The organism is Pseudomonas sp. MIS38 (assembly GCF_019891575.1).
Lineage (GTDB): Bacteria > Pseudomonadota > Gammaproteobacteria > Pseudomonadales > Pseudomonadaceae > Aquipseudomonas > Aquipseudomonas putida_A.
The window spans coordinates 173,033-193,271 of sequence record NZ_JAFLXF010000007.1 but is presented as its reverse complement, the minus strand read 5'-3'; the positions used below and the strand labels follow the sequence as shown (position 1 = coordinate 193,271).

The following is a 20,239-nucleotide window of genomic DNA, read 5'->3' as shown; positions in this document are numbered from 1 at the left end:
CTTACATCGTTCGGGAATTGTTGCCATGAAGCGTCGTTATAGCTGGCCAATAGGGATTTTTGCCGTCGTGGTTGTGCTGCTGATCGCCCTGCACATCGCCCTGCCCTACGTGGTGCGCGATTACCTGAACGGCAAACTGGCCGACATGGGTGACTACCGCGGCCAGGTCACCGACGTCGATCTGGCCCTGTGGCGCGGCGCCTACCGGATCAACGGCCTGAAGATCGTCAAGGTCGACGGCAAGGTGCCGGTGCCGTTCGTCAACGCGCCCGTGATCGATCTGGCGGTCAGCTGGCATTCGCTGTGGTACGACCATGCCGTGGTGGCGCAGGTGCAATTCTTCAATCCCGAGATCAACTTCGTCGATGGCGGCCCCAACAAGCAGAACTCGCAGACTGGTAAAGGCACCGACTGGCGGGCGCAACTGGGCAAGTTGCTGCCGATCACTCTCGACGAGGTGCAGATCCACGACGGCAAGATCACTTTCCGCAATTTCAACTCCAAACCGCCGGTCAACATGAACGCCAGCAACGTCGAGGCGAGCATCTACAACCTGACCAACGTGGTCGATAAACAGGGCAAGCGCGATGCCCGCTTCGAAGGCAAGGCCAAGCTGCTCGGCCACGCACCACTGGAAACCACGGCCACTTTCGATCCGCTGAGCAATTTCGAGGACTTCCAGTTCCGCCTGCGCGCCCGCGACATCGAACTCAAGAGCATGAACGACTTCGCCTCGGCCTACGGCAAGTTCGACTTCAACGCCGGCCACGGCGACGTGGTCATCGAAGCCCAGGCGAAAAAAGCCCAGGTCACTGGCTACATCAAACCGCTGCTGCGCGACGTCGAAGTGTTCAACTGGCAGCAGGACGTGGAGAACAAGGACAAGAGCATCTTCCGCTCAGTCTGGGAGGCCATCGTCGGCGGCACGGAAACCGTGCTGAAGAACCAGGCCAAGAATCAGTTCGCCACCAAGGTCGAACTCAGTGGCAACGTGCATCAGCAAAACATCAGTGCGTTCGAAGCGTTTTTGCAGATTTTGCGTAATGGCTTCATTCAGGCTTTCAATGCGCGGTATGAGCGGCCGAAGCCGGATGCGGGCTAATTCTTACGATTAACGACATATCGACCAGATTCTTCAGCCGCCAGCGTGGACTTTTGCTGCAATGAGTCCCAACCAAGACAAGCCAAGGCTAATGACCTTGGCACCGCCTCCCGCCCATTACTGTATCGGCTGATGCTGCGGGCACTGACACCCAGCGCCTCGGCTGCCTGATTCAGTGAGAGTCCGGTACGTGCACGCCAATCGATGAAAATCCGAGTGTTTTCATCGACAGTGTTTTGGGCCAGCGCATCCATATAAAGCGTGTCTGCGCCAATCTGTATATCGGGCTCAAGCCATTCGACCGTCCAGCCATTGTCGTCAAGGGCCGCAGCCGCAAACACTTCGGGATCAAGCAATGGTTGCAGACCTGGATAAGCGTGGATGTCTCGGCTCAGGTCAAGGGTCAGATCCTGACCATCAATAAAGGTCAGTTTCAATCGAAAACCTGACAGTGCCTGCACAGCCGTCAGACGAGGCCTTTTCATGGGTAACATCGTTTCCAGTCCTCCAGCAGTTGCACTTGATGAGCCGCAACCCAAGCCAGCGCTTCCTTGATAATCAGCGGCGGTGCCTTGCCCGTCATGACTTCGACGGTTTCAAGGCTCAGCATCACGTCCACTCCGCCACCGATCAAGTGGACATGGGGTGGCGGGTGATCCTTCTCACGTAACTGAATGCGGTATTTGTCGCGAAATCGGTATTTAGTCGTCATGCCCGACAGGCTATCGCCAAATCGGCGATACCTGAATACTGGCCTCTGGCCGAAACCGAGTCAACATGTGACGCCCCATTCAGAGACTGAATAAGCCGTCTGCGTTCACAGTCGACCGGGGTGCGCGTTATAGTCGGGGCATCCGATTTTTTCGCCCCCGCCCTGCCCGTGCAGGTCGGCGTTACCGTTCGAGGATTAGCAGATGAAGTTCGAAGGCACCCAGGCCTACGTCGCCACCGATGACCTGAAGCTGGCGGTCAATGCCGCCATCACCCTGGAGCGGCCACTGCTGGTCAAGGGCGAACCCGGCACCGGCAAGACCATGCTCGCTGAGCAGTTGGCCGAATCGTTCGGCGCCAAGCTGATCACCTGGCACATCAAGTCCACCACCAAGGCCCATCAGGGCCTGTACGAGTACGATGCGGTTAGCCGTCTGCGCGACTCGCAACTGGGCAACGAAAAAGTCCACGACGTGCGCAACTACCTGAAGAAGGGCAAGCTCTGGGAGGCTTTCGAGTCCGAAGAACGGGTGATTCTGCTGATCGACGAAATCGACAAGGCCGACATCGAGTTCCCCAACGACTTGCTGCAAGAACTCGACAAGATGGAGTTCTACGTTTACGAGATCGACGAGACCATCAAGGCCAAGAAGCGCCCGATTATCATCATTACCTCGAACAACGAGAAAGAGCTGCCGGACGCCTTCCTGCGCCGCTGCTTCTTCCACTACATCGCCTTCCCCGACCGCAGCACCCTGCAGAAAATCGTCGACGTGCACTACCCGGACATCAAGAAGGATCTGGTCAGCGAAGCGCTGGACGTGTTCTTCGACGTGCGCAAGGTGCCGGGCCTGAAGAAGAAGCCGTCGACCTCGGAACTGGTCGACTGGCTGAAGCTGTTGATGGCCGACAACATCGGCGAAGCGGTGCTGCGCGAGCGCGATCCGACCAAGGCCATTCCGCCATTGGCCGGTGCGCTGGTGAAGAACGAACAGGACGTGCAGTTGCTTGAGCGCCTGGCGTTCATGAGCCGTCGCGGTTCTCGCTAAGAGGCTGATGCCATGTTGCTCAACCTGTTCAATGAAATGCGTGCCGCCAAGGTGCCGGTGTCGGTGCGCGAGCTGCTCGACCTGATCAACGCGCTGAAACAGCGCGTGACCTTCGCCGACATGGACGAGTTCTACTACTTGTCGCGGGCGATTCTGGTCAAGGACGAACGGCATTTCGACAAGTTCGACCGTGCGTTCGGCGCCTACTTCAATGGCCTGGAAAAGCTCGACGATCACTTGCAGGCGCTGATTCCCGAAGACTGGTTGCGCAAGGAATTCGAGCGTTCGCTGACCGACGAGGAACGCGCGCAGATCCAGTCCCTGGGTGGTCTCGACAAGCTGATTGAAGAGTTCAAGAAGCGTTTGGAAGAACAGAAGGAACGTCACGCCGGCGGCAACAAATGGATCGGCACCGGCGGCACCAGCCCGTTCGGTTCCGGCGGCTTCAACCCGGAAGGCATTCGGGTCGGCGACGCCGGCAAGCGTCAGGGCAAAGCGGTCAAGGTCTGGGATCAGCGCGAGTACAAGAACCTCGACGATTCGGTGGAACTGGGCACGCGCAACATCAAGGTCGCCCTGCGTCGCCTGCGCAAATTCGCCCGTCAGGGTGCGGCTGAAGAGCTGGACATCGACGGCACCATCGACCACACCGCCAAGGACGCCGGCCTGCTGAATATCCAGATGCGTCCGGAACGGCGCAACACGGTGAAGCTGTTGTTGCTATTCGACATCGGCGGCTCGATGGACGCGCACGTGAAGATCTGCGAGGAGCTGTTCTCGGCCTGCAAGACCGAGTTCAAGCATCTGGAGTACTTCTACTTCCACAACTTCATTTATGAGTCGGTGTGGAAGAACAACCTGCGCCGCACGTCCGAGCGTTTCTCGACGCAGGATCTGCTGCACAAGTATGGCGCCGACTACAAAGTGATCTTCATCGGTGACGCCGCCATGGCGCCCTACGAAATTACCCAGGCCGGCGGCAGCGTCGAGCACTGGAACGAAGAGCCGGGCTACCTGTGGATGCAGCGCTTCATGGAGAAGTACAAGAAGCTTATCTGGATCAATCCTTATCCGAAGGACACCTGGGGCTACACCTCGTCGACCAATATCGTGCGCGATTTGATCGAGGATCAGATGTATCCGCTGACGTTGCGTGGGCTTGAGGAAGGGATGCGGTTTCTGTCGAAATAATCTTCGTTAGCCGTGATGGCCCCTTCGCGAGCAAGCCCGCTCCCACATTTGGAATGCATTCCCCTATGGGAGCGGGCTTGCTCGCGAAGCTCTCAGCTATTTCGAAAGCGCTGCAAATACTCGAAATGCTCCCGGTGCGCCACGTCCTGCAACACCGGCCTCAACCGCACCTGCGCCCCCGGCAGACACTGCGCCAGTCGCGCCAGCGCCAACGGCGTCAACGCCCCCAAACGTGGATAGCCACCAATCGTCTGCCGATCATTGAGCAGCACAATCGGCTGTCCATCCGGCGGCACCTGCACCGCACCCAGCGGAATGCCTTCGGAAATCATCGGCCGGCCCTGATACTGCAACGCCTTGCCCAGCAACCGAATGCCCATGCGATCAGCGCGACTGTCCAGCGTCCACGGACTGTTGAACACATCGAACAGACTCTGTCCGCTGAACTGGCCGATCTGTGCGCCAAGCACCAGATCCAGCGGCGCGTTGAGGCGCAGATCAGGTCGATGCGCCAGCGGCACTTCACGCACCTGCAGAACCGCACCGCGATAACTCAACGTCGCGCCCTTGGTCAGCGGTAACCCCATACCATCAAGACCACCGAGTTCTTCGCGTACCACCGTGGCACTGCTGCCCAGCACCTGCGGCGCATCGAAACCACCGGGCGCCGCCAGATAAGCCCGGGCGCCGAGCAGCGGTTGGGTAAACTTCAATGTTTGCCCTTTGCCCAGTTTGAAACTGCGCCACGGCGCCAGCGCCTGCCCATCGATCTGCGCACCAAGATCAGCGCCGGCCAGCGCCAGCAGGCAATCTTCCTGCGCCACCACGGCAAACCCGCCGAGGGTGATTTCGATCACCGGCAGATCCAGCGCATTGCCGAGCAACCAATTGCCCCAACACATCGAACTCCAATCCGCGGCACCGCCCTGGGTCACGCCCAAATGGCGCACGCCAAAACGCCCGGCGTCTTGCAACAGGCACAGCGGTGTACTGGCTTCAATCGTCAGTCGGCTCATGCCAGCGCCTCCAGTGGCGTGTCATCGCCGCCCAGGTTGACGAACTCGGCGTGGCTCACCGCTTCGAAACGCACGGTGTCGCCGGGTTGCATCAGGCTGTAGCCGTCGCGATGACGGTCGAACAGTTTCGCCGGGGTGCGGCCGATCAGGTTCCAACCGCCGGGGGACACCACCGGATAAGCCGCTGTCTGCCGCTCGGCGATACCGACGCTGCCGGCCGCAACTTTTTTGCGCGGGGTGTCCAGACGTGGCGCCGCCAGCACCTCTTCCACCAGTCCCATGAAGGCGAATCCCGGTGCAAAGCCAAGGGCGAACACCTGATATTCGCGAGCGCTGTGCCGACGAATCACCTCCTCCACCGCCAACCCGCTGCGCTGCGCCAGCAGGCTCAATTCGGGGCCGACACTCAGGTCGTACCAGACCGGCAACACATGGCACTGGCCGCCGGTGCGCGCATTTGGCGACAGGTCGATCAACGCTTCTGCGATCAATTCACGCGCCTGACTCGGGCTCAGCGCGGTCAGATCGTAATGCACCATCAACGTGGTGTAGGACGGCACCAAGTCGATCAACTGCGCGGCAAACACCGCGCGCAAGCGCTCACTGGCGGCGAGCATCCACGGCATGTTGGATTCGGCAATTTCATCGAACAGGCGTAGCATCAGGCAGTCGAGGGCCACCACTTCAATCCTTGGGTTCATGGCGCGCTCTGCTGATTCAGGGCCTCGCGAATGCGCTGCACGGCGGCCACCGAACTGGCGTTGTCGCCATGCACGCACAAGGTGTTGGCCTGCAACTGCAATGCGCTGCCGTCGCTGGCGACGAGGTCACCGCCACGGGCGATGGTCAGGGCCTGTTCGATAATTTTTTCTGGATCGTGATGCAGTGCGCCCGGCAGTTGCCGCGAAACCAGTCGACCTGCACTGTCGTAGGCGCGGTCGGCGAAGGCTTCGAACCACAGGGTCACGCCGTATTCGTCACCGAGTTGCTGCGCCGCTGAATTGTCGCGGGTGGCCATCAGCATCAACGGCAAGCTGCGATCGTAGGCGGCAACGGCCTGAATCACCGCCCGCAATTGCACCGGGTTGGCCATCATGTCGTTGTACATCGCGCCGTGGGGTTTGACGTAACTGACTCGCCCGCCCTGCGCCTTGCAGATGCCGTCGAGCGCGCCGATCTGGTAATGCAGGATGTCTTGCAGCTCTTGCGCGGAATAGGCCATGGAACGCCGGCCGAAACCGACCAGATCCTGATAGGCCGGGTGCGCGCCGATCTGCACGCCGTGACTCAGGGCCAGGCTGACGGTCTTGCGCATGATGCTCGGGTCACCGGCATGGAAACCGCAGGCCACGTTGGCGCAGTCGATGAAGGGCATGACCTCGGCGTCCAGACCCATGGTCCAGCTGCCGAAACTCTCGCCGATATCACAATTCAATAGCAGGCGGCTCACGGTGAACACTCCTGTAGCTTCTGGTCTTTTTATCTGTAGGACGCTTGCCCGGCAGGTTATCAGTTACTGCGCATCCAGTTGCTTGCCACGGGTCTCCGGCAGGCTCAATGCGGCGAGAATCACCACGCCGTAGGACACCGCAGCAAACGCACCGATGCCCACGCTCAACGGGACTTTCTGACTCAGCAAACCAATCAACAGCGGAAACAATGCCGCCAGCGCCCGACCGATGTTGTAGCAGAAGCCCTGCCCCGAGCCACGAATCCGCGTTGGAAACAGCTCGGTGAGAAACGCGCCCATGCCGCTGAAAATCCCCGAGGCAAAGAAGCCCAGCGGAAAGCCCAGCCACAGCATCACGCCGTTGCTGACCGGCATCTGCGTGTACAGCAAGACGATGGTGAACGAACCGACCGCAAACAGGATGAAGTTCTTTTTACGTCCCAGCAGATCGGTCAGATAAGCGCTGATCACATAGCCGACGTAGGAGCCGACAATCACCATCGCCAGATACCCGCCAGTGCCGAGCACACTCAAGCCGCGTTCATTCTTGAGGAAGGTCGGCAGCCACGAGGTGATTGCGTAGTAACCGCCGAGCGCACCGGTGGTCAGCAAGGAAGCACGGAACGTGGTGAACAGCATGCCGGGGGCAAAGATCTCGTAGAACTTCGCCGGATTCTGCGGAGTTTGCGCCGCCTTGGCTTCGCGATAGATTTCCGGGTCTTTCACGAGCCGCCGCACGAAGATCACGAAAATTGCCGGGACGATGCCGAGAATGAACAGCGCACGCCAGGCATCTTCCGGCGGCAACACCGAGAACAGCAGCGCATAGAGAATCGCCGTCAATCCCCAGCCCAAGGCCCAACCGCTCTGCACCATGCCCACCGCTTTGCCGCGATCCTTGGCGCGGATCACTTCACCGATCAGCACCGCGCCGGCCGTCCATTCGCCGCCAAAACCGAAGCCCATCAGGGTGCGGGCGATCAGCAGCTGTTCGTAGTTCTGCGCGAAACCGCAGAGGAACGTGAAGAAAGCGAACCACAGCACCGTCAGTTGCAGGGTGCGCACGCGGCCGATGCGGTCGGAGAGAATCCCCGCCACCCAGCCACCAATGGCCGAAGCGATCAGGGTGCTGGTGTGAATCAGCCCGGCCTGTCCGGTGGTGATGCCCCACATGGCGATCAGGGTCGGCACCACGAAGCTGAGCATCTGCGTGTCCATGCCGTCCAGGCCATAGCCGATCTTGCAGCTCCAGAAGGTGCGACGCTCTTGCTGATTGATGTTGCGATACCAGTCGAACGGTCCGGGGCGGGCCGTGTTCTTGGGGAGGTCGAGGGTGTCGGGCGCACGCATGGCAAGTCTCCGCAGGCTTTTATTGGTCTTGTTCGAAGTTCCGACGACGCCTATCGTGGGAACCGGATGCGCCGATTTTTCGTCGCCCGGCCCTGCTGCGTCCAACGAATAAAAACCCGCCTTAGGCATAAGAAAAATTTGTCACCCGAGCCGTTGCCATGAACCTGAAGTTTCTCGAGACCTTTGTCTGGGTCGCCCGGCTGAAGAGTTTTCGCCTGACCGCCGACAAGCTGTTCACTACCCAGGCGTCGATTTCCAGCCGCATCGCGGTGCTCGAAGGCGAGCTGGGGGTGAAGCTGTTTCTGCGCGATTCACGCGGCGTCAGCCTGACGCCCGAAGGCCTGAAAGTGCTGGATTATGCCGAGCAGATGCTCGACACCATGTCGGCGCTCAAGCAATCGATCGAAACCCGTTCGAGCAAGGTCGGGCGGGTGCGCATCGGCGTAATGGACACGGTGATCCACACCTGGCTCAGCCCGTTGGTGGCGCAGATGACCGATCTGTATCCGCGGGTGGAAATCGAGCTGGTGGCGGATACCTCGCTGAACCTCTGCGATCAGCTGCAAAAAGGCTTTCTCGACATCATTCTGCAAACCGATCTGGTGCGCCACGAAAGTGTGCGCAGCCTTGAGCTGGCCAGCCATCCGCTGGGCTGGATCGTTGCGAGCAATTCGATCTACAACCGCGAGTACGCTGACCTCGGCGAACTCGCGCAGGAGCGGATCATCACCTACTCGAAGAACTCCCGACCGCATCAGGATCTGCTGGCATTGATGCAGGCCAACGGTGTGTTGGCGCCGCGCCTGAACTGCGTGAATTCGGTGTCGGCGATCACCCGGCTGTTGCGCGATGGTTTTGGGATTGGCGTGCTGCCGCCGGTGCTGGTGGCCGAGGAACTGGCGCGGGGTGAACTGACTTTGCTCGACATCGACCTGCGACCGCCGAATCTGCAGGTGGTGGTGTCGTGGCGAGTTGGCGTGGAGTGGGTCGAGGAGATGGTGACGTTGTGTCAGCAGGTGCTGGCGGGGTATGCGCGCAAGGTCGGTGAAAACTACATCACCCTCACTCAGTAATCACACCTGTGGTGAGGGGATTTATCCCCGATGGGCTGCGCAGCAGTCCTGAAACCTGAGCAATCAGGTTGATCTGACACACCATTGAGGGCCGCTTCGCGCCCCATCGAGGATAAATCCCCTCGCCACGGAATTTGGCCAGCCTTACAAGCCGCGCACGTCGCGGTCTTCAATCGGCCGGCTCTGGCGCAAACGCCGGCCGCCGAGCACCACCCAGTCAATCAGACGAATCAGGCACTCGATGCCGAACGACAGCAACAACGCGCCGCTCATGCCCCAGATCATCGCTTCCGGAGTCAGCAGGATCTGGTAGCTGTAGCCGTTCCAGGTTTCCTTGCGAATGTCCGGGTCGGCGGCCAGCACCACTTGCAGGAAGCGGATGTACCACGGGCCCTGCATCGCCTGGAACTGTTTATCCAGCGCTGTCTGGCGGTTGAGCAAGGTGCTCAGGCTGTCGGCATCGCTGCGAAATACCGGGTCATCACTGGCGCGGTAATGCGCGACCAGCGCCTGCAAGTCGCCCTTGAAGAACTGCTCGGCGGTGCCCTGAAAACCGCGCAGACCGGTCTGCGCTTCGATCAGATGAGCTTCGACGCGTTTGGCGTAATCGTGGATGAAACCCGGCACCTGGACACCGATCAACAGGCCCGCCGCAAACAACACCAGCCGTAGATAACTGAGCAACATCGGGGAGAGATCCTTTATTCGGTCGTGCCCTGGCTGACGCATTCGCCGCGTCGCCACAGGCTCCATTGGCCCGGTTCGTAACGGGTCCAGGTTTCGTTTTCGGTCAAAGGCTCGGTGGCGATCACCGTGACCACGTCGTTGGGCGTGGTTTCCGCCTGGAAATCGACGATCACATCGACATCCTTGAGCCGCGCCGGGCCGAACGGTGCGCGCCGGGTGATCTGTGCCAGTTTGGTCGAGCAATAGCAGAACAGCCAGTCGCCGTCGCTGAGCAGGCAGTTGAACACGCCTTTGCTGCGGTATTCGGCACATGCAGCGACCAGATCCGGCAGCAGCACTTCTATATCGACCGGTTCCGGGAATGCTGCACGCACGCGGTTGAGCAAATCGCAGAACGCCGCTTCGCTGTCGGTATCGCCCACCGGGCGGTAGAAACTCTTGATCGGGGTGAAATCGGCGAGCTGGCCGTTGTGCGCAAAACACCAGTTGCGCCCCCACAGTTCGCGCACAAACGGGTGAGTGTTGGACAGGCAGACCTTGCCGACGTTGGCCTGACGAATGTGGCCGATGACCACTTCGCTCTTGATCGGATAGCGCTGCACCAGGTTGGCGACTTCCGACTCACTGCTCGCGGCCGGATCCTGAAACAGACGCAAGCCGCGGCCTTCATAGAAGGCGATACCCCAGCCGTCGCGGTGCGGGCCGGTACGCCCGCCGCGCTGCATCAGGCCGGTGAAGCTGAACACGATATCGGTCGGCACGTTGGCACTCATGCCCAGTAGTTCACACATGTGCTGACTCTCGTGATTACAGGCGCGGCTCGACGCGCATGCGCTGCGGATTGTTCGGCAATGGCGGGCGACCGTAACGGTCATCACCGGCAGCGCCGAACGGCTGATCGTCGTCGCGATCATCGGCACGCGCCGCCGCTTTGGCCGCCTCGGCCTGCTCGCGGCGGGCGCGCGAGGCGCGTTCGATCGGGAAGCGGATCAGCACGAAAATCAGGTAGATGCCGAAAGCAATCATGCCGTACATGAACAGATCGGAAATCGCCCGCCAGGCGTTGTTGCCGACCTTGAAGGCCAGGTCCAGCGCGGTGATGGCGATCGACGGTGCAACCTTGGCTTTCACCGGGTCAATGATGGTCGGGCTGAACAGCAACACGGCCATCAGCACCCGCAGCGGCTCGCGCAGCCAGCGCCACATCCAGCGGGTCAGGCGCATCCATACCAACAGGCAGCCCACAGCGGCAAAGGCGTAGAGGCCCCAGGCGATCAGATAGTCGTTCTCGGTCATGGTGTCCATGGCAAGGCAGGCAAAGAGGCGCTTATAGTAACGACTTTTCGCCCGTCAGGCTTGTCCCAATGCCAGACGGCCCGCCGCAATCATTGTGGGAGCGGGCTTGCTCGCGAAAGCAGTGTGTCAGCCAAATAAGTCTTTACTGACAGGACGCCTTCGCGAGCAAGCCCGCTCCCACAGGTGCTGCGGCGGTTTCACGATCCGCGAAAACCTTTATTCCGAACATTGTCCGAGAGCCTTCCATGCCCGAATCCGCCCACGTCATCCGCGCCCCGATCGCCCGCAAGGCAGCCGGTTCCGACCCGTATGCCTGGCTGCAGGAACGCGACACCGACGCGGTGCTCGACTACCTCAAGGCCGAAAATGCCTATCAGGAAGCACAGACCGCCGATCAGGTCGGCCTGCGCGAGAGCCTGTTCGAGGAGATCAAGGGCCGGATCCTCGAAACCGACCTGTCCCTGCCCTCGCCTTGGGGCCCGTATCTGTATTACACGCGCACCACGGCGGGTGACGAGTACGCCCGCCATTACCGTTGCCCGCGTCCGGCCGATGACAGCCTGACCCTCGACGAAAGCCGCGAGCAACTGCTGCTCGACCCGAACGTTTTGGCCAACGGCGGTTTCTTCTCGCTCGGCGCGTTCAGCATCAGCCCCGACCACCAGCGCCTGGCCTACAGCGTCGATGCCTCGGGCGACGAGATCTACACGCTGTTCGTCAAGGAACTGGCCAACGATAAGGTCAGCGAGCTGGAATTCGAAGACTGCGACGGCAGCATGACCTGGGCCAACGACAGCCTGACGCTGTTCTTTGGCGTGCTCGACGACACTCACCGCCCGCACAAACTGTATCGCTATCGCCTCGACGGCACAGCCGCCGAAGAGGTGTTCCATGAGCCGGACGGGCGCTTCTTCCTGCATTGCTACCGCTCCAGTTCCGAGCAGCAATTGCTGCTGACCCTGGGCAGCAAGACCACCAGCGAAGTCTGGGCACTGGATGCGCATCAGCCGCATCTGCCCTTCACCTGCCTGGCACCACGGGTCGAGGATCATGAATACGACGTCGACCACGGTGCGCTGGATGGCGTGTGGACCTGGTTCATCCGCACCAACCGCGATGGCATCAACTTCGCCCTGTATCAGGCGCCGGACACCGGTGCGGTACCGAGCGAAGCCGACTGGCAGAACCTGATCCCACACAGCGACACGGTGATGCTCGACGGCGTGACGCTGAACACCGCGGCCATGACCCTGAGCCTGCGCGAAGGCGGTTTGCCGATCATCGAAGTTCACCCGCAAGGCCAGACGCCGTATCGCGTGCAACTGCCGGACGCGGCCTACAGCCTCTATGTGCAGAACAGTCTGGAGTTCGAGAGCGACCGCATCCGTCTGCGTTACGAGGCGCTGAATCGTCCGGCGCAGGTGCGCCAATTGCTGCTGGCCAGCGGCGAGCAAACCGTCCTGAAAGAAACCCCGGTGCTCGGCCCGTTCGACGCCGACGCCTACGTCAGCCAACGCCTGTGGGCTACCGCGCCGGACGGCACGCAGGTGCCGATCAGTCTAGTGATGAAACGCGAGATGGTCGGCAAACCAGTGCCGCTGTACCTGTACGGTTATGGCGCTTACGGTTCCAGCCTCGACCCGTGGTTCTCCCACGCACGCCTGAGCCTGCTGGATCGCGGCATGGCCTTCGCCATCGCCCACGTACGTGGCGGCGGCGAGTTGGGCGAAGCGTGGTACCGCGCCGGCAAACAGGAACACAAGCACAACACCTTCAGCGACTTCATTGCCTGCGCCGAATTCCTGATCCTCAACGGCATCACCACCGCCGAGAAACTGGCGATCAGCGGCGGCAGCGCTGGCGGCTTGTTGATTGGCGCGGTGCTCAATCAGCGCCCGGATCTGTTCGGCGTGGCGATTGCCGAAGTGCCGTTCGTCGACGTGCTCAACACCATGCTCGACCCGGACTTGCCGCTGACCGTCACTGAGTACGACGAGTGGGGCAACCCCGAAGAGCCGGACGTCTACGAGCGGATCAAGGCCTACGCACCGTACGAAAATGTCACCGCGCAGGATTATCCGGCAACCCTGGTCATCGCCGGCTACAACGACAGTCGCGTGCAGTACTGGGAAGCGGCCAAATGGGTGGCGAAACTGCGCGCGACCAAGACCGACGACAACCTGCTGCTGCTCAAGACCGAACTCGGTGCCGGGCATGGTGGGATGAGCGGGCGTTATCAGGGATTACGTGACGTAGCGCTCGAATATGCATTTGTGTTCAAGGTTTTGGGCCTGGCCTGAGGAACTCCGTCGGTCACTTGGGTCTTAATTCCAGACCCCGGTGGTCGATACACCACAAATCCCATTGTGGGAGCGGGCTTGCTCGCGAATGCGGTGGGTCAGTCGACACTGATATTGACTGAACCACCGCATTCGCGAGCAAGCCCGCTCCCACAGGGGTTCGTGTAGTGCCTGAAAACCGTGAAAACAATAAAGACCGCAATGACATGTCAGAACCCACCCTGCTGAACAACGAAATTCGCGACTGGCTGATGGACTGTGGCCTGTTCGATCAATTGCAACTGGCGGACTTTGCCGCGGCATCAGGCTACTTCAGCATCAGCACTGTAGCCGAGGGCGAAGCGATCTTCCGTGAGGGCGATGCCGGCAGTTTCATGTGCATCCTCCACACCGGCCAGGTCGCGGTGCAAAAGACTGGCCCCGACGGCCAGGTCATCACCATGGCCACCCTGCGCAGCGGGCGGGCGTTCGGGGAAATGGCGGTGCTCGATGGTGAGCGCCGTTCGGCGACCTGCGTCGCGGCGAGCAACTGTCAGTTGCTCAACCTGGGCAAGGACTCGCTGGAAAAAATGCTCAACGACGCGCCGAAGATCGCCGCGAAAATCATCCGCGCCCTTGCCGTGTCACTCTCCAAACGTTTGCGCATGGCCGACGGCCAACTGGCGGCGCAACAGGTTTAACCGCCGGGGGATTTGACCTTGGTGCCGCTCGGCTCGATGCCCGGCACCGGTTGATCCTTGCTCGGCGGGCTGGGCATTTCGATCGGCACCAGCGGCGGGCTACCACTGCCGGCACCGACCTTCGGTGCGCTGATCGGGGTAATTTGCGGATACGGGGTCGGCGTGGCGGTTCCCGGCGAGCCGGGTTGCGGCGTCGGGCTGACCGGAATGGTCTGCTGCGCCTGCACTGCAGTAATCGAGAGCGCGGCCAGGGCAATGACCGTTAGAATGGTGCGCTTCATCAAGGGCTCCGTTTGGCCTTTAGTCTGCGCTCAGGCTACTCCCAACGGGCCTGCTTGCCTTCCCCCTTGTAGAGATTTCCATGAAACGTTTCGTTCTGCTCGACACCACGCCGATCCCTGACAACGGTGGCGCCCTGTGCCTGTTCGAGTATGGCGAGGATTTCGTCATCAAGATCCAGGGTGGCGACGGCGGGCAATTGATGAACACGCGCATGCACGGTTCGGAAGATGCGCTGGCCGAAATCCCTTGCCGCAAGGTCGCCGGCCGGCCGAATTCACGGGTGCTGATCGGCGGTTTGGGCATGGGTTTCACCCTTGCCTCGGCGCTCAAACATCTGGGCAAGGGTGCCGAGGTGGTGGTCGCCGAACTGGTGCCCGGCGTGGTCGAGTGGAATCGCGGGCCGCTCGGTGAAAAGTCCGGACGACCATTGCTCGACCCGCGCACAGTGATCCGTCAGGACGACGTGGCCAAGGTCCTGCAAAGCGAGCCGAACGGCTTCGACGCGATCATGCTCGACGTCGACAACGGCCCCGAAGGCCTGACCCAAAAGGCCAACAGCTGGCTGTACTCCGCCGCTGGCCTCAACGCCTGCGCCAAGGCCCTGCGGCCCAAAGGTGTGCTGGCGGTGTGGTCGGCCAGCGCTGACCGGCAGTTTTCCGACAAATTGAAGAAGGCCGGGTTCAAGGCCGAAGAAGTCCAGGTCTTCGCCCACGGCAACAAGGGCACCCGCCACACGATCTGGATTGCCGAGAAGCTCAAGGGCTGAGCTAAACTCTGCACATAACCGTCATTAGTCTTTTTACAAAGGTGAACCCATGAGTTCGTCCACCCCGACCAACACGTCGAAGCTCGATCGCATCCTTGCCGACAACCAGCGCGACAAGGAAATGGGCTACCGCGACAAGGCCCTGAAGATGTACCCGCACGTCTGCGGCCGCTGCGCCCGTGAGTTTTCCGGCAAGCGTCTGAGCGAATTGACCGTGCACCACCGCGACCACAACCACGACAACAACCCGCAGGACGGCTCGAACTGGGAGCTGTTGTGCCTGTACTGCCACGACAACGAACACTCGCGCTACACCGACCAGCAATATTTCGGCGACGGCTCGCTGAGCACACCAAAAATCGCCAAGGCCACGCATAACCCGTTTGCTGCCCTCGCCGGGTTGATGAAAAAAGAAGATTAAAGTTCTTCATTGGCCCGACTGGCCCCTTCGCGAGCAAGCTCGCTCCCACACTGGATCGGTGTCATACACAAAACCACTGTGGGAGCGAGCTTGCTCGCGAAGGCGGCCGTTCGGGCACCGATAATCCCAGGTCTGACCACAACCGCCCAATCCCCGTATAATCGCCCTCTTTTTCCCGAAGGCACCCCGCTCGTGGCAGACAAACGTTACAGCTGCATTGGTTTGTACAACCCCAAATCACCGGAGAACGTCGGTTCGGTGATGCGCGCCGCAGGCTGTTACGGCGTGGCGTCGGTGTTCTACACCGGCAAGCGTTATGAACGCGCCGCCGATTTCGTCACCGACACCAAGCGCGTGCACTACGACATCCCGCTGATCGGCATCGACGACCTGAAAAAGATCCTCCCGCTCAACTGCGTCCCGGTCGCCGTGGAACTGGTCGAGGGCGCCCGCCCGTTGCCCGAATACACCCACCCGGATCGTGCGCTGTACATCTTCGGCCCGGAAGACGGCTCGCTGGATAAAGAGATCCGCGACTGGTGCGAAGACGTCGTGTACATCCCGACCACCGGCTGCATGAATCTGGCAGCCACGGTCAACGTCGTGCTCTACGACCGCATGGCCAAGGGCCTGAATACCCGCTCCGGGCCGAAATTCCGCTGAAACGTCGCACATCCGATGGAACGAGCCGGCCGCTGCGGCAGTCAGCTTATCTATCTATTGCACATTGCCTGGGAGACAGATCATGACCGAACTCAAACGCGTCCAACGTATCGATTCCACCCCGTTCCAGAGCCCGACCGAGCAGAACGTCCAGGGCTGGGAGCGCATCGGCTCGCTGGCCGGTGGCGTCATCATGGTCGGCAAAGGCCTGCGCCGTGGCGGCGTGTTCGGTCTGATTCAGGTGGCGATTGGCGGCGTGGCGATGGCCCGTGGCATCACCGGGCACAGCTCGGTGAAAAGCCTGCTGGAGAAAAGCCGTGAGGACATGAATAACGTGCGGGCGAAGATCGAACGGGCCGGGGAAGAACTGAGCCAGCTCAAGGCCAATGCCGAAGCGGCGACCAGCACCGCGACAGTGACCGGCAATGATTCGGTGAAATCGCCGAAGGCTGGGGTTTGAGCCTGAATTTTCGGTGAGGCTTCTGGCCTCTTCGCGAGCAAGCCCGCTCCCACATTGAACCGGGTTCCGTCAGTTGGAATGCGATCAAATGTGGGAGCGGGCTTGCTCGCGAAGGCGGTATTACTGAAGTAATGCGCTATCGAGGACTTTGGAAGACTCGCCCAGAACACTCTCGGCCAGTTGCACTAACTCCTTGGTACTCACCGTCCCCAGATGCATCGCCCCGCGCAACACATCATCCAGCGAACGTTTGTTGCGCGTCTTCAAGCGAATCTCGCGATCGAGTTCCTGCAGCACAACCACCGCTTTGGCAACTTGCGCCGGGCTGATCTGCTCGCCGCGCAGGGACGTGACTTTCTGACTGTCCTTGGTCAACTTCGCCTGCAACGCCTGATAGCGCTCATCGCTCATTCCCCCGGCACGCCGCACCAGTTCGATCGCGTAGTACTCGGCAAAGCCTTCGCTGATCCAGTCGCTGCGCTGTTCGTCATTAATGCGCCCGAACACCTGCGCCAGCTCGCGCACCAGCGCACTGCTGCCGCTCTCGCTGACCAGCGGCAAACGCGTGTTCAGGTAAATGGACTCATGCGCACCGAGGCTGCCGCGCCACATCGGGTCGTTGGCGCCGACAATCAGCAGTTTCTTCGGATGCCGGGGATAGACCGCTTGCACCTGCGGCCAGACGAACGTCAGCAAGGTCAGCACATCCATGCGGCGCATGCCCTGCCCTTGCGGTGAGGCCACGGTGACTTCGGTTTCGCCCAGGCGGGTGCGGCGGCTGCCGAGGTGACCGGCGAGCATCCAGCCGGTCGGGCGGTCGAACAGGCGTGACGGGTTGTCGATGCGGAATTTGTTCTTGCCGATGCGCGGCCAGGCGGTTTCAACGCTTTGCCAGCCATTGGGCAGTTCGAATTGCAGACGCGACACCAGCTCGATGCCATCCTGCTGATCGAGCCTGGCCGGCGGCACCAGATCATCACCACGCAGCAGCGCCCAGCTCGGGGTCATGCGCGTGTCGAAGCTGCCGCTCTTGCGGCCGTGGCTGATACTGACGCGATAAGTCAGGCTGGGCTTGTCGCCGATCGGGCGCCAGAGGCCCCGGGTCTGTTTGCCCGGGGTCAGTTGCCACTGGCCGTCGGCCTTGAAGTCGCTGTAATGGCTGCCGTCACCGAGGTCAAAGTCGAGACTGCGCACCGCTTCGCCTTTGGCCAGGGTCAGGCGTACTTCGGCCTGATCGCTTTGCGGCAACAGGCGCACGTGGTAATCCAGATCGACCTTCTTTGCCGCCCACACCGGCGCGCTTAGCGCCAGCAGGCCGATCAGCGATGCCCGCAGCAATCCCCCAGCCATACACACTCCTTGTTGAATCCTGGAAACCCTTGGTGCTTAACCAGCCCGGAAAATCAGGTGATCTTCCCAGTCGTCCTCCGGCACGCTGCCTTCGGCGAGCATGCGCCCGGACTGGGAAATCCGTTCGTGGTGCACGGCGTCACGATCGCCGCACACCAGGTGGTGCCACAGCGGCAGATCCTTGCCTTCACTGACCAGACGATAACCGCAGGTCGGCGGTAGCCATTTGAATTCTTCGGCCTGGCCAGGAGTGAGCTGGATACAGTCCGGGACAAACTTGATGCGATTCGGGTAGTCGCTGCACTGGCAGGTTTTCAGGTCCAGCAGTTTGCAGGCGATGCGCGTGTAATAGACGCTGTTGTCTTCTTCATCTTCGAGTTTCTGCAGGCAGCACAGACCGCAGCCGTCGCACAGCGATTCCCATTCCTCGTGATCCAGTTGCTCGAGGGTTTTGCGTTTCCAGAACGGTTCGACTATGGCGGCCATGGTTCAAGCATCAACATCAGGTGGTGAAAAGGCCGCCAGTCTAGTGCCCAAGGCCTTGCGGGCCAAGCGCTGGCGACTGTCGGTAAATCGCGCTTGTCAGCCGAATCGCCGCCCAGTAGGGTTTTGCCACGAATTCATGACTCAAACACAGCAAGGAATCTTTCGATGAGTGCCAACCCTCGCGTCGCCGATTACGCCATTCACCCGCAGTTCACCGAGCGCTGGTCGCCCCGCGCCTTCACCGGCGAAGCGATCCCGGAAGAAACCCTGCTGAGCTTTTTCGAAGCCGCACGCTGGGCGCCGTCGGCCTACAACTCGCAGCCATGGCGCTTTCTGTATGCGCGCCGTGACACGCCGAACTGGGAGCGCTTCCTGGGCCTGCTGAATGAATTCAACCGCAGCTGGGCGCAACACGCTTCGGCGCTGGTGATCGTGATTTCGAAAACCACCTTCACCGCCCCCGGCGCCAGCGAAGAGTCCCCGGCGCTGTGGCACACCTTCGACACCGGCTCGGCCTGGGGCCACCTGGCGCTGCAAGCGAGCATCAGCGGCTGGCACACCCACGGCATGGCCGGTTTCGATCAGGAGCTGGCCCGCAAGGAGCTGAACATTCCGCAAGGTTATGCGCTGCATGCGGCGGTCGCGATCGGCAAGCTGGGTGACAAGGCGACCCTGGCCGAATACCTGCAGGCTCGTGAAGTGCCGAGCCCGCGTCGCCCGCTGAGCGAGCTGGTAGCGGAAGGCAACTTCACCCTCTAAGCCACCATGCAAAAACCACTGTAGGAGTGAGCCTGCTCGCGATGGCGTAGTGTCAGACAACATCAATGTCGACTGACACTACGCCATCGCGAGCAGGCTCACTCCTACAGGTATCGCGGTGGATTTAATATCCGCGGTTGAAATCCACTTCCCCGCGCAACGCTTCTCCCGCCTGATACGCCTTCAGGTTCTCGACAAACAACTGCACCATCAACGCCGGCGACGTCGGTGCCGAGCTGTGCCCGGTCAGCAGCAGGCCCCAGGCGGTCCAGAACGGATGGCGTTGCGGCAACGGCTCCTGACGGCAGACGTCGATCACCGCACCGGCCAGATACCCTTCCTTCAGGGCTTCCACCAGATCCGCATCAACCACTGCCACGCCGCGCCCGACGTTGATGAACAGCCCGGTCGGCTTGAATTGCTTGAACAGCGCCGCGTCGTAAATGTCGTGGGTGTGCTCGGTATTCGGCAGCAGATTGACCACGTAATCGACCGCGCCCACCAGCCGTGGCAGATCCGCCATCGAGCCGACTTCGACGAACGGCGCCTGCTCGCGCGCGCTGCTGGCGATGCCGTACAGCTCGACGCCAAACGGCAGCAGAAACTGCGCCACGCTCTGGCCGATATCGCCGGTGCCAACGATCAACACCTTGCGCCCGACCAGACTCTGGCCGGTGCGGTTGTCCCACTTGCGCTCGACCTGGCTGACCAGGCGCGCCAGCACTTCACGCTCGTGGCCAAGCATGTAGGTCAGCACGTATTCGGCCATCACCTGACCGAAGATCCCCACTGCGCGGGTCAGGCGGTAATCGCGGCGCAAGCCGTCAGCGAGCAACGGCGTGATGCCGGCCCAGGTCGATTGCAGCCATTGCGGCTGATGGCCCTGACGCAGCAGGGTCGCCAGCAGATCCGGCTGCCCCAGCCACACCGGGCAATCGGCCGCCTGCCGGGCCAGTTCGGCAGAGTCGCCACTGGTCAGTACTTCAAGTTCGGGGGCCGCCTGACGCAGCAGCCGGGCGTACACCGCGTGGTCGTGTTCAGCAATCAGAACGCGCATCTTCAAACCTTTCGCAAACCGTGCAGGCAACCGCCGAAGGAGTCGCGCTCCTTCGTGGCGGTCGTCGCCGTAAAATCAGTTCCAGGGTGG

General features: G+C 61.1%; 24 protein-coding genes. 11 read left to right on the top strand and 13 right to left on the bottom strand.

What is annotated here, in order from left to right:
- Positions 1 to 25: 25 nt before the first annotated feature.
- On the top strand, positions 26 to 1,102 hold the full coding sequence (locus J1G18_RS11110; protein WP_115988004.1) for a DUF748 domain-containing protein: 1,077 nt from the start codon (positions 26 to 28) through the stop codon (positions 1,100 to 1,102).
- On the opposite strand, the gene J1G18_RS11105 is transcribed toward J1G18_RS11110, so the two are convergent.
- Both J1G18_RS11105 and J1G18_RS11100 read right to left on the bottom strand, forming a co-directional pair.
- Positions 1,099 to 1,596, bottom strand: a complete 498-nt coding sequence (locus tag J1G18_RS11105; protein ID WP_223007640.1) for a helix-turn-helix domain-containing protein — start codon at positions 1,594 to 1,596, stop codon at positions 1,099 to 1,101. The two genes, J1G18_RS11110 and J1G18_RS11105, sit on opposite strands and share 4 nt — an antisense overlap.
- Positions 1,584 to 1,814, bottom strand: a complete 231-nt coding sequence (locus J1G18_RS11100; protein ID WP_097086717.1) for a DUF4160 domain-containing protein — start codon at positions 1,812 to 1,814, stop codon at positions 1,584 to 1,586. The genes J1G18_RS11105 and J1G18_RS11100 overlap by 13 nt, the downstream gene beginning before the upstream one ends.
- Before the next feature lie 202 nt (positions 1,815 to 2,016).
- Between J1G18_RS11100 and J1G18_RS11095 the strand changes: the two genes are divergently transcribed.
- Both J1G18_RS11095 and J1G18_RS11090 read left to right on the top strand, forming a co-directional pair.
- The gene (locus J1G18_RS11095) at positions 2,017 to 2,862 is read left to right on the top strand and encodes an AAA family ATPase (RefSeq protein ID WP_003222636.1); all 846 of its coding nucleotides are present in this window, start codon (positions 2,017 to 2,019) and stop codon (positions 2,860 to 2,862) included.
- Positions 2,863 to 2,874: 12 nt separating this feature from the next.
- Positions 2,875 to 4,053, top strand: coding sequence for a vWA domain-containing protein (locus tag J1G18_RS11090; protein WP_007969609.1), 1,179 nt, complete (start codon positions 2,875 to 2,877; stop codon positions 4,051 to 4,053).
- A 92-nt stretch (positions 4,054 to 4,145) separates the two neighbouring features.
- On the opposite strand, the gene J1G18_RS11085 is transcribed toward J1G18_RS11090, so the two are convergent.
- The 4 genes from J1G18_RS11085 to J1G18_RS11070 all read right to left on the bottom strand — a co-directional run bounded on the left by J1G18_RS11085 (position 4,146) and on the right by J1G18_RS11070 (position 7,869).
- Positions 4,146 to 5,069 (bottom strand): biotin-dependent carboxyltransferase family protein, encoded by a 924-nt coding sequence (locus tag J1G18_RS11085; protein WP_223007639.1) that lies wholly within the window; start codon positions 5,067 to 5,069, stop codon positions 4,146 to 4,148.
- Positions 5,066 to 5,770, bottom strand: a complete 705-nt coding sequence (locus tag J1G18_RS11080) for a 5-oxoprolinase subunit B family protein (RefSeq protein ID WP_223007638.1) — start codon at positions 5,768 to 5,770, stop codon at positions 5,066 to 5,068. The genes J1G18_RS11085 and J1G18_RS11080 overlap by 4 nt, the downstream gene beginning before the upstream one ends.
- Positions 5,767 to 6,519 (bottom strand): 5-oxoprolinase subunit PxpA, encoded by a 753-nt coding sequence (locus J1G18_RS11075; protein ID WP_098967699.1) that lies wholly within the window; start codon positions 6,517 to 6,519, stop codon positions 5,767 to 5,769. The genes J1G18_RS11080 and J1G18_RS11075 overlap by 4 nt, the downstream gene beginning before the upstream one ends.
- Before the next feature lie 63 nt (positions 6,520 to 6,582).
- Positions 6,583 to 7,869: an MFS transporter gene (locus J1G18_RS11070; RefSeq protein ID WP_096796615.1), complete on the bottom strand. Its 1,287-nt coding sequence runs from the start codon at positions 7,867 to 7,869 to the stop codon at positions 6,583 to 6,585.
- A gap of 158 nt (positions 7,870 to 8,027) precedes the next feature.
- Here J1G18_RS11070 and J1G18_RS11065 point away from each other — a divergent pair, with 158 nt between their 5' ends.
- A complete protein-coding gene (locus J1G18_RS11065; RefSeq protein WP_098967696.1) occupies positions 8,028 to 8,942 on the top strand; it encodes a LysR family transcriptional regulator in 915 nt (304 codons plus the stop codon).
- Between the two features lie 144 nt (positions 8,943 to 9,086).
- Here J1G18_RS11065 and J1G18_RS11060 read toward each other — a convergent pair whose 3' ends face one another.
- The 3 genes from J1G18_RS11060 to J1G18_RS11050 are packed head-to-tail and all read right to left on the bottom strand — an operon-like array spanning position 9,087 to position 10,934.
- A complete protein-coding gene (locus J1G18_RS11060) occupies positions 9,087 to 9,629 on the bottom strand; it encodes a DUF2937 family protein (protein ID WP_223007637.1) in 543 nt (180 codons plus the stop codon).
- Positions 9,630 to 9,643: 14 nt separating this feature from the next.
- A complete protein-coding gene (locus J1G18_RS11055) occupies positions 9,644 to 10,420 on the bottom strand; it encodes a class II glutamine amidotransferase (protein WP_025110635.1) in 777 nt (258 codons plus the stop codon).
- Between the two features lie 16 nt (positions 10,421 to 10,436).
- Positions 10,437 to 10,934: an MFS transporter gene (locus J1G18_RS11050; RefSeq protein ID WP_086791999.1), complete on the bottom strand. Its 498-nt coding sequence runs from the start codon at positions 10,932 to 10,934 to the stop codon at positions 10,437 to 10,439.
- A 236-nt stretch (positions 10,935 to 11,170) separates the two neighbouring features.
- Between J1G18_RS11050 and J1G18_RS11045 the strand changes: the two genes are divergently transcribed.
- A complete protein-coding gene (locus tag J1G18_RS11045; RefSeq protein ID WP_223007636.1) occupies positions 11,171 to 13,225 on the top strand; it encodes a S9 family peptidase in 2,055 nt (684 codons plus the stop codon).
- A 206-nt stretch (positions 13,226 to 13,431) separates the two neighbouring features.
- Positions 13,432 to 13,905 (top strand): cyclic nucleotide-binding domain-containing protein, encoded by a 474-nt coding sequence (locus J1G18_RS11040; protein WP_041070525.1) that lies wholly within the window; start codon positions 13,432 to 13,434, stop codon positions 13,903 to 13,905.
- On the opposite strand, the gene J1G18_RS11035 is transcribed toward J1G18_RS11040, so the two are convergent.
- Positions 13,902 to 14,186 (bottom strand): hypothetical protein, encoded by a 285-nt coding sequence (locus tag J1G18_RS11035; protein WP_134785679.1) that lies wholly within the window; start codon positions 14,184 to 14,186, stop codon positions 13,902 to 13,904. The two genes, J1G18_RS11040 and J1G18_RS11035, sit on opposite strands and share 4 nt — an antisense overlap.
- An 80-nt stretch (positions 14,187 to 14,266) precedes the next feature.
- Here J1G18_RS11035 and J1G18_RS11030 point away from each other — a divergent pair, with 80 nt between their 5' ends.
- The 4 genes from J1G18_RS11030 (at position 14,267) to J1G18_RS11015 (ending at position 16,497) form a co-directional block, all read left to right on the top strand.
- Complete coding sequence (locus tag J1G18_RS11030) at positions 14,267 to 14,953, top strand: spermidine synthase (protein ID WP_003222615.1); 687 nt, start codon at positions 14,267 to 14,269, stop codon at positions 14,951 to 14,953.
- A gap of 49 nt (positions 14,954 to 15,002) precedes the next feature.
- Positions 15,003 to 15,374: a YajD family HNH nuclease gene (locus tag J1G18_RS11025; protein ID WP_003222612.1), complete on the top strand. Its 372-nt coding sequence runs from the start codon at positions 15,003 to 15,005 to the stop codon at positions 15,372 to 15,374.
- 192 nt (positions 15,375 to 15,566) lie between these two features.
- On the top strand, positions 15,567 to 16,037 hold the full coding sequence (locus J1G18_RS11020; RefSeq protein WP_007911337.1) for an RNA methyltransferase: 471 nt from the start codon (positions 15,567 to 15,569) through the stop codon (positions 16,035 to 16,037).
- Positions 16,038 to 16,119: 82 nt separating this feature from the next.
- Positions 16,120 to 16,497, top strand: coding sequence for a DUF2892 domain-containing protein (locus J1G18_RS11015; protein ID WP_096796610.1), 378 nt, complete (start codon positions 16,120 to 16,122; stop codon positions 16,495 to 16,497).
- Between the two features lie 120 nt (positions 16,498 to 16,617).
- Here the strand turns inward: J1G18_RS11015 and J1G18_RS11010 are convergent, their stop codons facing one another.
- Complete coding sequence (locus tag J1G18_RS11010) at positions 16,618 to 17,847, bottom strand: hypothetical protein (protein ID WP_223007635.1); 1,230 nt, start codon at positions 17,845 to 17,847, stop codon at positions 16,618 to 16,620.
- 36 nt (positions 17,848 to 17,883) lie between these two features.
- Complete coding sequence (locus J1G18_RS11005) at positions 17,884 to 18,333, bottom strand: YcgN family cysteine cluster protein (RefSeq protein ID WP_098967686.1); 450 nt, start codon at positions 18,331 to 18,333, stop codon at positions 17,884 to 17,886.
- Positions 18,334 to 18,498: 165 nt separating this feature from the next.
- Between J1G18_RS11005 and J1G18_RS11000 the strand changes: the two genes are divergently transcribed.
- Positions 18,499 to 19,092, top strand: a complete 594-nt coding sequence (locus J1G18_RS11000) for a nitroreductase family protein (protein WP_098967685.1) — start codon at positions 18,499 to 18,501, stop codon at positions 19,090 to 19,092.
- Between the two features lie 124 nt (positions 19,093 to 19,216).
- Here J1G18_RS11000 and J1G18_RS10995 read toward each other — a convergent pair whose 3' ends face one another.
- Positions 19,217 to 20,149, bottom strand: coding sequence for a D-2-hydroxyacid dehydrogenase (locus tag J1G18_RS10995; RefSeq protein ID WP_098967683.1), 933 nt, complete (start codon positions 20,147 to 20,149; stop codon positions 19,217 to 19,219).
- Positions 20,150 to 20,239 lie beyond the last annotated feature (90 nt).